Source organism: Streptosporangium sp. NPDC002524 (assembly GCF_040295985.1).
In the GTDB taxonomy this organism is placed as follows: domain Bacteria; phylum Actinomycetota; class Actinomycetes; order Streptosporangiales; family Streptosporangiaceae; genus Streptosporangium.
The window spans coordinates 26,290-40,059 of sequence record NZ_JBEOWK010000046.1 but is presented as its reverse complement, the minus strand read 5'-3'; the positions used below and the strand labels follow the sequence as shown (position 1 = coordinate 40,059).

13 protein-coding genes and 1 riboswitch are annotated in these 13,770 nt (G+C 72.3%); of the genes, 4 read left to right on the top strand and 9 right to left on the bottom strand.

The genetic code is table 11. The annotated features are described in order from the left end of the window. The first annotated feature begins 225 nt into the window (after positions 1–225). Entirely contained in the window at positions 226–885 is a 660-nt protein-coding gene (locus ABT053_RS41805) for an isochorismatase family protein (RefSeq protein ID WP_350977409.1), read from the top strand. Between the two features lie 237 nt (positions 886–1,122). On the opposite strand, the gene ABT053_RS41800 is transcribed toward ABT053_RS41805, so the two are convergent. Next, complete coding sequence (locus ABT053_RS41800; protein WP_350977407.1) at positions 1,123–1,524, bottom strand: hypothetical protein; 402 nt, start codon at positions 1,522–1,524, stop codon at positions 1,123–1,125. A gap of 320 nt (positions 1,525–1,844) precedes the next feature. Here ABT053_RS41800 and ABT053_RS41795 point away from each other — a divergent pair, with 320 nt between their 5' ends. After that, positions 1,845–2,459 (top strand): TetR/AcrR family transcriptional regulator C-terminal domain-containing protein, encoded by a 615-nt coding sequence (locus ABT053_RS41795; RefSeq protein ID WP_350977405.1) that lies wholly within the window; start codon positions 1,845–1,847, stop codon positions 2,457–2,459. Positions 2,460–2,868: 409 nt separating this feature from the next. Then, positions 2,869–3,060, top strand: coding sequence for a DUF5999 family protein (locus ABT053_RS41790; protein ID WP_329094021.1), 192 nt, complete (start codon positions 2,869–2,871; stop codon positions 3,058–3,060). An 18-nt stretch (positions 3,061–3,078) separates the two neighbouring features. Here the strand turns inward: ABT053_RS41790 and ABT053_RS41785 are convergent, their stop codons facing one another. After that, the gene (locus tag ABT053_RS41785) at positions 3,079–3,711 is read right to left on the bottom strand and encodes an alpha/beta hydrolase family protein (RefSeq protein WP_350977402.1); all 633 of its coding nucleotides are present in this window, start codon (positions 3,709–3,711) and stop codon (positions 3,079–3,081) included. Positions 3,712–3,829: 118 nt separating this feature from the next. On the opposite strand from ABT053_RS41785, the gene ABT053_RS41780 reads away from it, so the two are divergent. Next, positions 3,830–4,180: a hypothetical protein gene (locus ABT053_RS41780; protein WP_350977399.1), complete on the top strand. Its 351-nt coding sequence runs from the start codon at positions 3,830–3,832 to the stop codon at positions 4,178–4,180. Between the two features lie 132 nt (positions 4,181–4,312). Here the strand turns inward: ABT053_RS41780 and ABT053_RS41775 are convergent, their stop codons facing one another. The 7 genes from ABT053_RS41775 to ABT053_RS41745 form a co-directional block, all read right to left on the bottom strand. After that, complete coding sequence (locus ABT053_RS41775; protein ID WP_350977397.1) at positions 4,313–5,095, bottom strand: hypothetical protein; 783 nt, start codon at positions 5,093–5,095, stop codon at positions 4,313–4,315. 124 nt (positions 5,096–5,219) lie between these two features. Continuing rightward, positions 5,220–8,084: an aminomethyl-transferring glycine dehydrogenase gene (gene gcvP, locus ABT053_RS41770; RefSeq protein ID WP_350977395.1), complete on the bottom strand. Its 2,865-nt coding sequence runs from the start codon at positions 8,082–8,084 to the stop codon at positions 5,220–5,222. Between the two features lie 182 nt (positions 8,085–8,266). After that, positions 8,267–8,359, bottom strand: a riboswitch (glycine riboswitch). A 15-nt stretch (positions 8,360–8,374) separates the two neighbouring features. Next, on the bottom strand, positions 8,375–8,998 hold the full coding sequence (locus tag ABT053_RS41765; protein WP_350977393.1) for a MerR family transcriptional regulator: 624 nt from the start codon (positions 8,996–8,998) through the stop codon (positions 8,375–8,377). Between the two features lie 144 nt (positions 8,999–9,142). Beyond that, positions 9,143–9,613, bottom strand: a complete 471-nt coding sequence (locus tag ABT053_RS41760; protein ID WP_326639501.1) for a bifunctional nuclease family protein — start codon at positions 9,611–9,613, stop codon at positions 9,143–9,145. A gap of 79 nt (positions 9,614–9,692) precedes the next feature. Then, the gene (gene ftsR, locus ABT053_RS41755) at positions 9,693–10,343 is read right to left on the bottom strand and encodes a transcriptional regulator FtsR (protein WP_502991970.1); all 651 of its coding nucleotides are present in this window, start codon (positions 10,341–10,343) and stop codon (positions 9,693–9,695) included. A gap of 26 nt (positions 10,344–10,369) precedes the next feature. Further along, entirely contained in the window at positions 10,370–10,882 is a 513-nt protein-coding gene (locus ABT053_RS41750) for a double zinc ribbon and FHA domain-containing protein (RefSeq protein ID WP_329079681.1), read from the bottom strand. 384 nt (positions 10,883–11,266) lie between these two features. After that, positions 11,267–13,768 carry a sugar phosphate nucleotidyltransferase gene (locus ABT053_RS41745; protein WP_350977387.1) on the bottom strand — a complete coding sequence of 834 codons (2,502 nt, stop codon included), beginning with the start codon at positions 13,766–13,768 and terminating at the stop codon, positions 11,267–11,269. Positions 13,769–13,770 lie beyond the last annotated feature (2 nt).

Below are 13,770 nucleotides of genomic sequence, written 5' to 3'. Positions count from 1 at the left end.
TCCCGTACGGGGAGGCGTGCGTGACACACCGACCGGCCACCGGGCCCCCCCCGGCGGGGGGGGCGGCCCCCCCCCCGGCGGGGGGGGGCGCGGCCCGGGGGGGGGGCGGCGGGCGGGGCGCCCCCCGGGCCGGGCGCCCGGGGGACGCCCCTCACGCCCTCCGGCTCCGGTGACCCCCGGCGCGTCGAGACGCCAGAGATGAAGAGAAAACAGAAGGAGAGGCTCGTGGCCTTACCCGCAATCGCCCCGTACCCGATGCCCCGCGAGGACGAGATGCCCGCCAACCGCGTCTCCTGGACCCCGGACGCCCGCCGCGCCGTACTCCTCGTCCACGACATGCAGAACCACTTCGTGAACGCGTTCGCGCCGGGGACCTCGCCGATCGTCGAGCTGGTCTCGGCGATCACCGGCCTCCGCGAGACGGCCCGGGAGGCCGGGGTCCCGGTCGTGTACTCGGCCCAGCCCGGCGGGCAGACCTCGGCCCAGCGCGGCCTGCTCGAGGACTTCTGGGGAGCCGGGGTCGGCACCGACCCGAGCGCCCAGGAGATCATCGCCCCGCTCGCCCCCGGCCCGGACGACATCCGGCTGACCAAGTGGCGCTACAGCGCCTTCCACCGCACCCCGCTGCGCGACCTGCTCGCCGAACAGGGCCGCGACCAGCTCATCGTCACCGGGATCTACGCCCACATCGGCTGCCTGATGACGGCCTGCGACGCCTTCATGGGGGACGTGGAGGTGTTCTTCGTGGCCGACGGGGTGGCCGACTTCTCCGCCGAGCACCACCGGATGGCCCAGACCTACGCGGCCGAGCGGTGCGCCGCGGTCCTGCCCGCCGTCCGCGTGCGGCGGCTGCTCGCCGCCTCGGCCGCGCACGCCGCCCGCTGAACCGGACCCCGGCGCACGGGGAGGCCCGGAAGGGCGCACACGTGAAGGGGCCGGGCGCGAGGTACGGCCCGCCCCTGAGCGGGCGTTCCTGAACGGCGAGACCGCCCGTCACGGAACGTGTGACGGGCGGCGAGAGGCCGTTCGAGGCGGGCCCACGCGTAAGGGCGGGAGGGCCGGAGGCGGATCGGCCCCGGACACCCACGGGCAGAAAGCCCCGGTGAGCGGCGGGAAGGAGGATCAGCGGGCGGAGGCGGTGACCGGGCGCGGGACCCTGGGGATGCCGGTCAGCCGGTTCTGCTCGCGAAGGGTGCGCAGGCGGTTGACCTCGGCGGTCCACTCGGCGCCCTTCGGGGTGGCCCTGCCCTTGCGGCGGCGGATCCGGTCGTCGTACGACCTGATCCCGAACGTCGCGCGCTGGTTGGCCTCGGCCGCGCGCAGGGCCTCGGTGAGCGCCTTGTCGAAGGCGAGCCCGACGGCTCGCAGCTCCTGCACGGGGGCCGCGGCGGCCTGCGCCCGGCGCACCTCGGCCTCGGCCTCGCGCGCCTTCCGCAGGAGCTCGGGGAAGCTCTTCCCGACCTCCTGGTCGGCGTGGTGACGAACCTCCGCCTCCCGGCTCACGCGCGGTCGGAAAAACGCCATCTTCTTCCCTCTCTCGCCGGCCGCCGGGTCTCCTCCGGCAGATCACCGCTCGTAGCCTACGCGGTCCGCCCCCGCCCCACACACTCAGGGATCCGCACCTCCCGCGAACCGGCTCGCGCACGCCTGGGCACGCGAACCCTCACACCCCCTCACAGCCCCTCACGCACGCTCGGGCATCCGGGCCCTCGCGGAGCGGCTCGCGCTACGGACGGGCTCGCCGCGCTGCGGCGACCTCCGGCGGGCGTCCGTTCCGTTGGATGTCTGTTCTGTCCGGCGCGCCGTCCTTTACGCAGTAAGGTGACGGTGTCAGGATGCTCCCCATGCCTGCCAAGCGACCGCCTGTCCCGCTCTCCAGGGAGCGCATCATCGACGCCGCCCTCCACATCGCCGACGGCCAGGGCCTCCGGCGCCTGACGATGCGGCGGCTGGGCGACGCGCTCCAGGTGGAGGCGATGGCCATCTACCACCACCTGCCGCGCGGCAAGGACGCCCTGATGGACGCGCTGGCCGAGCACGTCACCACCGTCCACGCCGAGCCCGGCGAGAGCTGGCAGGAGAGCGCGAGGGCCTGGTGCCGGGCGAGCCGGGCCGCGCTGAGGGAGCATCCCGGGGTGCTGGCCCTCGCCCTCACCAAGCCGCCGAGGGGCAGGGCGGCGATCGCGATCAGGGAGCAGACCGACCAGCTGGCCGACGCGGGACTGGCCGACCCGGCGGGGGCGGTGCGGGCCCTGCGGGCCTACGTCTTCGGCGCGGTGGCGGTGGAGGTGCAGCAGTCGGGCTGGGCAGAACCCCCGGGCGACCCGGACGACGAGGACGAGCCCTGGCGTCCCCCGTCCAGGGGAGGCGGCAGCCCGGCGGCGGACACCGACTTCGAGCACGGGCTGGACGCGCTCCTGGCCGGCCTGGGCGCGGGAGGAGCGTCCCGGACCCGGTAACGGGCGGTCACGGGTTTGCCGTCCCGGATCGGCGCACGTCAGCAAGTTGTAACCGATCGTTTACCCGTCGGGCGGCGTGTCGCACTTGGTCGAATATCCTTATATGAGGCATCCTGTGTTATAGGTCACATCCCCTGACAAAGCCCTGATGGACTGACCCCCGACCAGTTCTCAAACAGTCCTAACGGGCTATGTCGCCGAGGTGCGATCGATCGCACACTTGATCTGCTTGATGTGCGGCCCTGGTTCTGTTAGGGGCCGCATGGCCATATGTCAACAACATTCAGATGCTCGTCCCCGTCATACGTGGGAACGGAGACCCATCGGTGACGGTGCCGCCGGATGTCCGATGCCTACCCGTGCCCGGCGTGACCGGGCGAGCCGACACGAGAGATCCGGAGGCACGCCGATGTGCCCGCACGAGCCGTCCTGTCCGTCCGCCGACGCGCTGGACCGCGAAGCCGCCCGCACCATGGCGGCCCACCCCGAGCAGGGCTGGAGCCTGCTCTGCAACGGTGTGGTGCTGTTCGACGACACCGGCGAGCTCCTCCCGGACGGTGCCGTCATCGAGCCGCACCGGCCGCTGGCCGGCGTCGTCTGAGGCTCCTCACACGGATCCTCACACCCGGCCGGTCGCGCTGAGCGGGTCCGCCGAGCCCGGCCGCATCCTCGTGCCGAGCCACTCGGCGACCACCTCGCCCACCCTGGCCGGATCCCTCCCGAGGTCGTGACCCTCTCCCGGCAGCACCACCAGGCGTGCGGCGTCCGCCGCCTCGGGCACGCCGAACGGGTCACGGTCTCCGTTCACCACCAGCACGTCCACACCCGCCGCGCGCAGCTCCCCGGCGCGTGACCGCTCCGGCTTCCCCGGCGGGTGCAGCGGGAACGCCAGCGCGACGACCGCGCGGGCCCCGACCCTCCCCGCCGTACGGCACGCGACCCGGGCCCCGTTGCTCCGCCCGCCCTGCGCCAGCGGCAGCCCCGGGTAGCGCCCGCGCAGCCAGGCCACCAGCGCCTCCCACGCCTCGTCCTGCTTGACCGCCGACCCCGGCGCGCGGGCCCCGCGCATCCGGAACGGCTGGAGCACCCGCGCGACCGTCCCGCCGATCGCCGTCGCGGCGTCCCGTACGGCCAGCAGGTCCGGGGCGTCCACTCCCCCGGCCGAGCCGTGGGTGAGCACCAGCAGGAAGCGCGGATCGGCCACCTCGTCGACCTCCACCAGCGCCGGGCCGTGCGGGGTCGCGACCTCCATGGGCGAAGGCCCGGACCCCGGGGTGGACGCCCCGGTGAGGGGGGTTGACTCGGAGGTGGACAAGGATCTCCTCCTATTGGCTGATGCCCGGTGACCGGCCGGAAGGAACAATCGAAGCGTGCAGGACTACCAAGATATCCGCCAGGACATGCGCGCCACCGTCGAGGCCCGCCGGGACCTCGGCCCCGAGTACGAGACCGCCCTCATCGAGTCGTTCGTGTCACGCCTCGACGCGACCATCGCCCACCGGGTGCGCTCCGAGATGCACGCGGCCGGGGTGCCGGCGGCCAAGCCGCGCAAGAATCCGAACAGCTCGATCCCGATCGCCCTCGGCTCCATGGGCATCGGGATCCCGCTGACCGCGATCGCGGCGCAGACCTCGGGCACCGCCGGGCTGCTGCTGGCCTGGGGCGGGATCGTGGCGATCAACTTCGCCCACGCCCTGAGCCGCTGGCGGGAGCGCGACTGACCCCCGCCGCCTCGCCGCCGGGGTCGTCATGCCCCGCCGGTCGGCCGGTGCCCGTGTGACGTCTCCCACGGGCACGACGAGCCCCCGCCCTCGCAGGGGAGCGGCGCCGTACGGGAGCGGCGCGCCCCGGGGTCAGAGGTCCCGGTCGAGGCGGAGGCGGACCTCGCCGGCGAGGTCCTCGTCGGCGCTGTCCAGGCCGTAGCGCCACACCCGCTCGGCGTCCTCGTCACGTCCCCTGAGCGGGAGCGTGCGGGCCAGGAGCTCGATGGCCAGCGCGCCGGTCTCGACGTCGCCGCCCTCCTCGATCGCGCCGGAGAACTCCGCGCACGCCAGCTCCAGATGGGCGATGCCGAGCATCACCCGCAGCCTCGCCACCTCGGCCGCGTCGGGCACCGCGAGCGCCTCCAGGAGCACCTGGGCGGCCTCCCCCGGCTCGCCCTCCTCCAGGAACACCTCCGCCAGCCGCTGAGCGGCACGAGGAGCGATCTCCGGGTCGGCGGTGGCCAGGGCGTCGCGCAGCGACCGCTCGGCCTCCTCCTCGCCCGTGGCGAGCCTGGCGAGGGCCATGTGCGCCGGCGGGACGTAGGCGGGGTGGCCGACGCCCAGCGCGGCCTGCCAGGCGGCGCGGGCCTGGTCGGCCAGGCCCTCCCGCTCGAAGCTCCCCGCGAGCAGGCAGGCGGCCTGGGCGGCGAACTCCGGGTGCCCGGTCGCCAGCGCGGTGCGGGCGGCCGCGCGCGAGCCCGCCACGTCCCCGCTCTCCTCCAGCACCACCGCGAGCCCCACCGCCGCCTGGGCCCGGTCGGGCTCGGCGGGATCGGCGGCCAGCTCGGCGAAGATCGCGGCGGCGCCGTCGAGATCCCCCGACTCGGCCAGTCTTCGCGCGGTGTCCAAGGGACGGGTGTCCACCTCAGGCATGCATGATCCTTCCGGATACGGAGACGCCCCGAGCCTAACGACTCGGGGCGCCCTCCGTCCCGTCGCATTCCCCGCGAATATCGAGCTCCGCGAGGTTCGCGCGGGGTTTCCGCTCTCGCGGGGATCAGTCCTCGTACGCCTCCAGGGGAGGGCAGGAGCAGACCAGGTTGCGGTCCCCGTAGGCCTGGTCGATGCGGCGGACCGGCGACCAGTACTTGCCCTCGCGCACCGACGGCAGCGGGTAGGCCGCCTCGGTGCGGCCGTAGGGGTGGGCCCACTCGTCGGCGACGAGGCTGTCGGCCGTGTGCGGGGCGTTGCGCAGCGGGTTGTCGGTCCTGTCGTAGGCCCCGGAGGCGACCTTCGCGATCTCCTCGCGGATCGCGATCATCGCCTCGCAGAACCGGTCGAGCTCGGCCAGGTCCTCGCTCTCGGTCGGCTCGATCATCAGCGTGCCGGCCACCGGGAAGGACATGGTCGGGGCGTGGAAGCCGTAGTCGATGAGGCGCTTGGCCACGTCGTCGACCGTCACCCCGGTCTCCTTGGTGATCTGGCGCAGGTCCACGATGCACTCGTGGGCGACGAGGCCGCCGCGGCCGGTGTAGAGGACCGGGTAGTGGGGGCTGAGCCTGCGGGCCAGGTAGTTGGCCGACAGGATGGCCTGCTCGGTGGCCGCCTTCAGGCCGTCGGCGCCCATCATCCGGATGTAGGCCCAGGAGATGGGCAGGATGCCCGCGGAGCCGTACGGGGCCGCCGAGACCGGGCCGACCGCAGCGCCCTCGCCGCCCTCGCGCAGCGGGTGGCCGGGCAGGTAGTCGGCCAGGTGGGCGCGGACCGCGACCGGGCCGACGCCGGGGCCGCCGCCGCCGTGCGGGATGCAGAAGGTCTTGTGCAGGTTCAGGTGGGAGACGTCGGCCCCGAACTCCCCCGGCCTGGCCAGGCCGACCAGCGCGTTGAGGTTGGCGCCGTCGACGTAGACCTGCCCGCCGGCCTCGTGCACCAGCTCGCAGATCCGGACGATCGTCTCCTCGTACACCCCGTGCGTGGACGGGTAGGTCACCATGATCGCGGCGAGCTGCTCGCGGTGCTTGCCGATCTTCGCGACGAGGTCGTCGACGTCCACGTTGCCCTGGTCGTCACAGGCGACCACGGCCACGCGCATGCCCGCCATCACGGCGCTCGCGGCGTTGGTGCCGTGCGCGGACGAGGGGATCAGGCAGACGTCGCGGCCCGACTCGCCCCGGGCGGTGTGGTAGGCGCGGATCGCCAGGAGCCCGGCGAACTCGCCCTGGGAGCCGGCGTTCGGCTGGAGCGACACGGCGTCGTAGCCGGTCACCTCGGCCAGCCAGCGCTCCAGCTCCCCGATCAGCTCGACGTAACCCGCGGCCTGGTCCTCGGGCGCGTAGGGGTGCAGCCCGGCGAACTCCGGCCAGGTGATCGGCTCCATCTCGGTGGTCGCGTTGAGCTTCATGGTGCAGGAGCCCAGCGGGATCATCGACCGGTCGAGCGCGATGTCCTTGTCCTGCAGCCTGCGCAGGTAGCGCAGCATCGCCGTCTCGGAGCGGTGGCTGTTGAAGACCGGGTGGGTCAGATAGTCGCTGACCCGCGCCAGCGCGGCGGGCAGCGCGTCGTGCGCGGCGGCGTCGAGGTCGGCGAGCACGGTTCCGCTGACCTCGAAGGCGGCCAGGACCTGCTCCAGATGCAGGAGCTCGGTCTTCTCGTCGCAGGTGACGCCCACGTGGTCGGCGTCTACCAGGCGCAGGTTCACCCCGTTGTCGCGGGCCGCGGCGACGACCTTCGCGGCCCGGCCGGGCACCCTGGCGAGCACGGTGTCGAAGAAGGTGTCGTGCACGATCTCGACGCCGCCCTGGCGCAGGCCCTCGGCGAGCACGACGGCGTACCGGTGGGTGCGCCGGCCGATCCTGCGCAGGCCCTCGGGGCCGTGGTAGACGGCGTACATGCCGGCGATCACGGCGAGCAGCACCTGCGCGGTGCAGATGTTGCTGGTGGCCTTCTCGCGGCGGATGTGCTGCTCGCGGGTCTGGAGCGCGAGCCGGTACGCGGGGCGCTTGTCTGCGTCCTGGGAGACGCCCACCAGGCGGCCCGGCAGCTGGCGCTGGAGGCCGTCGCGGACGGCCATGTAGGCGGCGTGCGGGCCGCCGAAGCCGAGGGGGACGCCGAAGCGCTGCGAGGAGCCGACCGCGATGTCGGCGCCGAGCTCGCCGGGCGCGGCCAGGAGGGTGAGGGCGAGCAGGTCGGCGGCGGCGACCACCTGGGCGCCGCGCGCGTGGGCGGCGTCGGCGATGGCGCGGAAGTCGCGGACCCTGCCGCTGGCGCCGGGATACTGCACGAGCACCCCGAAGCACTCGGGAAGCTCCTCGGTGAAGTCGCTCTCGACCAGCTCGATGCCGAGCGGCTCGGCGCGGGTGCGCAGCACCGCCTTGGTCTGCGGCAGCGCGTCGGCGTCCACCACGAACACCTTCGAGGGCCCGCGGCCCGCGCGGCGGGCCAGGGTCATCGCCTCGGCGGCGGCGGTGGCCTCGTCCAGCAGGGAGGCCCCGGCCACGTCGAGGGCGGTCAGGTCGGCGACGACGGTCTGGAAGTTGATCAGGGCTTCCAGGCGGCCCTGGGAGATCTCCGGCTGGTAGGGCGTGTACGCGGTGTACCAGCCCGGGTTCTCCAGGAGGTTGCGGCGGATGACGCCCGGGGTGACCGTGTCGTGGTAGCCCAGGCCGATCATCGAGGTGAGCACGGTGTTGCGCCCGGCGAGGACCCGCAGCTCGGCGAGGGTCTCGGACTCCCCGGCCGCCGGGGGCAGGCTCAGCCGCTCGGAGGAGCGGATCGCCTCGGGCACGGCCACCGCGACCAGGTCGGCGACGGAGGCGAATCCGACCGCCTCCAGCATGCGGGTCTGGCCGGCGTCGTCCGGCCCTATGTGGCGGGTGGCGAACGGAGGGGAGCCGAGTTCGCTGAGCGATGACAGGTCGGTCATTGGTGAAGCCTCCCGGGACGGGGTGGAGACCGGCGCTGGGCGCGGGCGTATGCCTGGTCTCCCCCTCTGTCATCACGACCGTCGTGCCGGGTCGTGACCTGAGAGCTTCACCTGCCCCTTATGGGGCGGCTTGCACCGTCGGTGAGTCGCGCCTGGCGAGCGCGCCTGCTTTCCAGAGTTGCCTCGTCCGTGCGGTACCGGGTGCCTGAGAGATTCCGGGGAGGTTGCTCCTTCGGCGCCCCGATCGCGGTCGGGGTCTCTCCCGCACAGGGTCAGTGGCAAGTCCGAGTTTACCCGGTTCGTCGTGCTCTGCGACGGCGGGCCAGCTCATCGGCCTGATGATCTCCTCCTAAAGGGCCGTCGCCCGACTCCGCACGTTCGCCGGGCAGATCCGCGAGGGAGCCCTCCACCTCCTGCCACACCCGTCCCAGAGCTATGCCGAAGACGCCCTGACCACCCTGGAGCAGGTCGATGACCTCGTCGGGCGAGGTGCACTCGTAGACGCTCACCCCGTCGCTCATCAGGGTGATCCCGGCCAGGTCGTTGACGCCCCTGTCTCGCAGGTGCTGCACGGCGATGCGGATCTGCTGGAGGGAGACGCCGGTGTCGAGGAGCCGCTTGACGACCTTGAGGACCAGGATGTCGCGAAAGCCGTAGAGCCGCTGGGAGCCGGAGCCGTGGGCGGCTCGCACGGTGGGCTCGACCAGGCCGGTGCGCGCCCAGTAGTCGAGCTGCCGGTAGGTGATGCCGGCCGCGGAACAGGCCGTGGGGCCGCGGTAGCCGATGTCGGCGGGCACCTTCACCGGTTGCCCGTCGAACAGCAGACCCTCTTCACCCGCGCGCTGACGTGCCGACTGGCGCCGTTCCGGGTCATCCTGATCGGCGTTTCTACCCTCGCCGCTGCTGACCGCCACGCGGACCTCCGGCTTTCTCTCATCCCACGGCCTGATCTGGGGGTTTACGCACGACCGCGGGTTTCACTTGCACCGTAGGACTGGGGCCAAGTCCAGTCAACGACCCCACCCGGCGCGTCGTGAAGCGTAAATGCACCGAAATTCCTACCCCGCGCGGCCGAAGTCCTCGGGCGTGATCGTGTCAAGGAACTCCCTGAACTTCTCCACCTCGTCCTCCTGGTCGTCGGGGATGATCACCCCGGCCTCCCGGACCACGTCCTCACTCGCGAAGATACGGGCGCCGGTGCGCAGTGCCAAGGCGATCGAGTCCGAGGGACGCGCGCTCACCTCGACCCCGTTGGAGAACACGAGATCCGCGAAGAAGATGCCGTCGCGCAGGGCGACGATGTTGACCGTGCTCAGCCGGACCCCGAGGCCTTCGAGCACGTCGCGGAACAGATCATGGGTGAGGGGCCGGGGTGGTGGTTCCTCGGCCTGGGCCATGGCGATCGCCGTGGCCTCCGTCATGCCGATCCAGATAGGTAGGTAACGCTCCCCATGTGTCTCTTTCAGCAAGACGATCGGCTGGTTGGAGGGCATCTCAACTCGAACGCCCACGACCTCCATCTGCAACACGGGCTGCTCCGTCTTCGCTGGATTCCGACCGGTTTGTTCAACGTAACACTCGTGGGGGTACGAGTGCCTGGTCAGGTTCTCACCGGCCCAGGGCCCCACGAACGCCGGAACGCAGCAGAGAGGCGTGCAATTCCAGCAACAGGCCGGAGATCTCCCTGGCCGTCTCGTCGGCCTGGTCGATGGCGCCCGGGGCGCGGCGGCGCAGGAGGGGGGCGACGGCCTGCTCGACCAGCCCCGCCTCGCGCTCGGCGGCGGCCTTGACGGCCCGCAGGTGGCGGGCCCGCAGGCCGAAGGCGGCGAGGGCCCCGACGCTGCGGGCCACGGCCAGCGCCTCGGCGTCGTAGTAGCGGGCCACCGCGGCCAGCAGGCCGTAGTCCTCCAGCTCGGCGAGGGTCTCCTCGTCGAGCTCGGCGGCGGCGAGCAGCTCCTCGCGGGTGAGCCGGACCTCGGGGGGCGCGTCGTCGGGGACGGCCCGCGGCCGGGCGGCCGGGCGCTCCTCGCGGTCGGCCGCCTCCAGGTGGTCCTTGATGACGCGCAGCGGCAGGTAGCGGTCACGCTGCTCGCTGAGGATGTACCGCAGCCGCTCGACGTCGGCGTAGGTGAACTTCCGGTAACCGGAGGGACTGCGCTCCGGCTCGATCAGCCCCTCGCCCTCCAGGAAACGAATCTTGGAGATGCTGACGTCGGGGAACTCGCCCTGCAGGAGAGCGAGCACCTCCCCGATGCTCATGTGCGCACGAGCGGCCTGCGAGCTCATCATCCTCCAGCGGCGCCGCGGGTGAGGAAGACGAGGCGGAACTTGCCGATCTGCACCTCGTCCCCGCCGTACAGCGGGACCTCCTCGATGCGCTCGCGGTTCACGTACGTGCCGTTCAGGCTGCCGACGTCGCGGACGGTGAAGACCCCGCCGCCGCGCCGGTAGAACTCCACGTGGCGGCGCGAGACCGTGATGTCGTCGAGGAAGATGTCGCTCTCGGGGTGGCGGCCCACGGTGGTGAGGTCGCTGTCGAGCAGGAACCTGCTGCCGGCGTTGGGGCCGCGCATCGCGACCAGCAGCGCGGTGCCCGGGGGCAACTGCTCGACCGCCTGCCGCTCGGCGAGAAGCGTCTCACCTGTCTCCGCCTCGTAGGCCTCGATCCCGGAGAGGGAGATCGTCGATGTGCTGTCTCCGGGGGTCTCGGCTTTGGTAAGCGGCGACCCGCATCGTGAACAGAAACGGGCATCCTCAGGATTGGCATGACCGCACTGCGTGCAGTAGACGCTCGGCATCGATCGGCTCGGCCTCCTACCGCGAAGACGCGGCAACGGTGCTCAGTGATGCGCGCCTCGCTTCTTCGCTTCTCAAGTGTTTTCTCGGACTGCGAATGCCGCAACATACAGTGATGAGGCGCGAAGGTCAAGGTTGACGCTGAACCGCGGGTACGGTCGGTGACAAAGTTACAGTGGGGCACTGTCCCCGGTCCATGGCGCCGCGCTGTGTTTGTGGCAACCGCTCGGCCCGGAGCCCCCGCCCGGGCCCCGTTCCCGCGCCTTCGCGCACCCGCCCAGACCCCTGTCTCACGCCTTCGCGCACCCGCCCGGGGCCCGTTCTCGCACCTTCGCGCACCCGCCCGGGGCCCGTTCTCGCGCCCTCGCGCGCCCGGCCGGGTCCCGTCAGCCGCCCGCGGCCTCCTCGACCACCCGCGCCCAGTGCTCGATCAGGGTCTGCGCGGAGTCGACGTCGAACCCCTCGGCCCACAGGTGGGTGACCGCCTCCGTCGGGTCGGGCAGCACCAGGGTCCAGCTGCCGTCCTCGGCGACGACCCGCACCCCGTCGGTGGTGTCGATGCGGTAGTGCTCGGCGGCCTCGATGACCGAGCGCATCACCGCGCCCTTGGCCGCCCACGGGGTCGGCACGGTCCGGCGCAGCAGCTTGGCCTCGGGGATCCTGGCGTCGATCTGGCTGAGTGAGAGCCGGGTCCTGGCGACCAGGCCCAGCAGGCGCAGGAACACCGCCAGGCCGTCCACCGTGGGCCCGAACTCGGGCACGATGAAACCGCCGCGCCCGTCGGCCGCGAAGATCATCTCCGGCCCCCTGGCGGCGGCGGTGAGCGCGTCGATCGCGGTGGAGGTCCACTCGGCCTGGACGCCGTGGAACCTGCAGACCTGCTCGGCCACCCGGGTGGTGGTGACCGGCAGCGCCACCCTGCCGCCGCGCCGCTCGGCGGCGACCAGGTCGAGCACCACCAGCAGGGCGCGCTCCTCGCTGATCAGCTGGCCCTTCTCGTCCACCAGCGCGACCCGCTCCCCCACCGGGTCGAAGCGCACCCCGAAGGCCGCCCTGGAGGAGCTGACGAGCTCCGACAGGCGCTGCAGGTCGCGGCGGCGCTCGGCGAGGGTCTCGGTGGGCGAGGCGTCGTCCAGCCGGTTGTTGACGGTCAGCACGTCCACCCCGACCCGGCCCAGCAGGCTGGGCAGCACCAGCGAGGAGGTGCCCCCGGCGCAGTCGACCACGACCTTCATGTCGGCGTCGCGCACCCCGCTGATGTCGATCAGGCGCAGCAGCTCGTGCGTGTAGTCCTCCACCGCGCGGGCGGGGAAGCTCAGCTCGGCGATCTCCCCGGGGAAGGCGCGGCGGAACTCCTGCCGGGAGAAGACCCGGTCCAGCTTGCGCTGGGCCGCCGGTGACAGGTCCGCGCCCTGCTCGTCCATGAAGACGATGTCGACGCTCTGCGGGTCGCCGGGGGTGGTGCGCAGCGCGATGCCGCCGACGGCGTTCTCCCTGGCGGTGTGGAAGCGGGCCACCGGGAGCGGGGACGCCTCCAGGTCGAGCACGTTGATCGCGCTCGCGTTCAGGGCGCTGATCACGGCCCGCTTCAGCGCCCGCGCGGCGCGGGAGGAGTCGCGGGAGGTGATGACCGAGGCGCCCTTCTTCAGGGTGGTGGCGTAGGCGCTGGCCAGGCGTACGCACAGCTCGGGGGTGATCTCGACGTTGACCAGCCCGGAGACGCCCCGGGGGCCGAACAGGTTGCGCTGGGCGCGCGGCTCCCAGATGACGCTGTTGTTGATCACCGCCCCGGCCTCGATGGTCTTGAACGGGTAGATCTTGACCCCGGAGGAGATGTAGGCCTCGGCCTCGATGATGCACTCGTCGCCGACGACGGCGCCCTCCTCGACCCTGGCGGCGGTCATCAGGTCGGTGTTCTTGCCGATCACGCAGCCGCGCAGGTGGGCGCTGGGCCCGACGTAGACGTTGTCGTGGACGACCGCGCGGTGCAGGAAGGCCCCCTCCCTGACCACCGCGTTGCTGCCCAGCACGGTGTACTCGCGCAGCTCGGCGCCCGCCTCGACCTTGGCGTAGTCGCCGACGTACAGGGGCCCCTTGAGGACGGCGTCGGCGTCGACCGAGGCCCCCTCGGCGACCCAGACGCCCGGCGAGACCTCGAAGGCGTCGATGTCGACCTTGACCCGGCCGGACAGGACGTCGGCCTGGGCCTTGAGGTAGCTCTCGTGGGTGCCGACGTCCTCCCAGTAGCCGTCGGCCACGTAGCCGTACAGCGGGGCGCCGCGCTCCAGCAGCCTGGGGAACACGTCGCCCGACCAGTCGACGGACTCCCCGGCCGCGATCTCGTCGAGGACCTCGGGCTCCATCACGTAGATGCCGGTGTTGGCGGTGTCGGAGAAGACCTGGCCCCAGGTCGGCTTCTCCAGGAAGCGCTCCACCCTGCCCTGGTCGTCGACGATGACGATGCCGAACTCCAGCGGGTTGGGGACGCGCTTGAGCCCGATCGTGACCATCGCGCCGTTCTCGCGGTGGAAGCGGATCATGTCGGTCAGGTCGATGTCGGTCAGCGCGTCGCCGGAGATGACCAGGAAGCGGTCGTCGCGGAGCCGGTCGGCGGCGTTCTTCACGCTGCCCGCGGTGCCGAGCGGGGTGTCCTCGGTGGCGTAGTACAGGCTCATGCCGAGCTCGTCGCCGTCGCCGAAGTAGTTGCGGACCAGGGCGGCCAGGAACTGCACGGTGACCACCGTCTCGGTGAAGCCGTGCCGTTTGAGCAGGCGAAGCACATGCTCCATGATCGGCCGATTGATCACGGGCAGGAGAGGTTTGGGCTGGTTCGCGGTCATCGGCCGGAGCCGTGTCCCCTCCCCGCCCGCCATGACGACGGCCTTCACAG

What these genes read in the sequence shown, in the direction of transcription:
- ABT053_RS41800 (WP_350977407.1), bottom strand. Translation starts at nt 1,524, where the DNA reads ATGGCGTTTTTCCGACCGCGCGTGAGCCGGGAGGCGGAGGTTCGTCAC.
- ABT053_RS41795 (WP_350977405.1), top strand. Translation starts at nt 1,845, where the DNA reads ATGCCTGCCAAGCGACCGCCTGTCCCGCTCTCCAGGGAGCGCATCATC.
- ABT053_RS41790 (WP_329094021.1), top strand. Translation starts at nt 2,869, where the DNA reads ATGTGCCCGCACGAGCCGTCCTGTCCGTCCGCCGACGCGCTGGACCGC.
- ABT053_RS41785 (WP_350977402.1), bottom strand. Translation starts at nt 3,711, where the DNA reads ATGGAGGTCGCGACCCCGCACGGCCCGGCGCTGGTGGAGGTCGACGAG.
- ABT053_RS41775 (WP_350977397.1), bottom strand. Translation starts at nt 5,095, where the DNA reads ATGCCTGAGGTGGACACCCGTCCCTTGGACACCGCGCGAAGACTGGCC.
- gcvP (WP_350977395.1), bottom strand. Translation starts at nt 8,084, where the DNA reads ATGACCGACCTGTCATCGCTCAGCGAACTCGGCTCCCCTCCGTTCGCC.
- ftsR (WP_502991970.1), bottom strand. Translation starts at nt 10,343, where the DNA reads ATGAGCATCGGGGAGGTGCTCGCTCTCCTGCAGGGCGAGTTCCCCGAC.
- ABT053_RS41750 (WP_329079681.1), bottom strand. Translation starts at nt 10,882, where the DNA reads ATGCCGAGCGTCTACTGCACGCAGTGCGGTCATGCCAATCCTGAGGAT.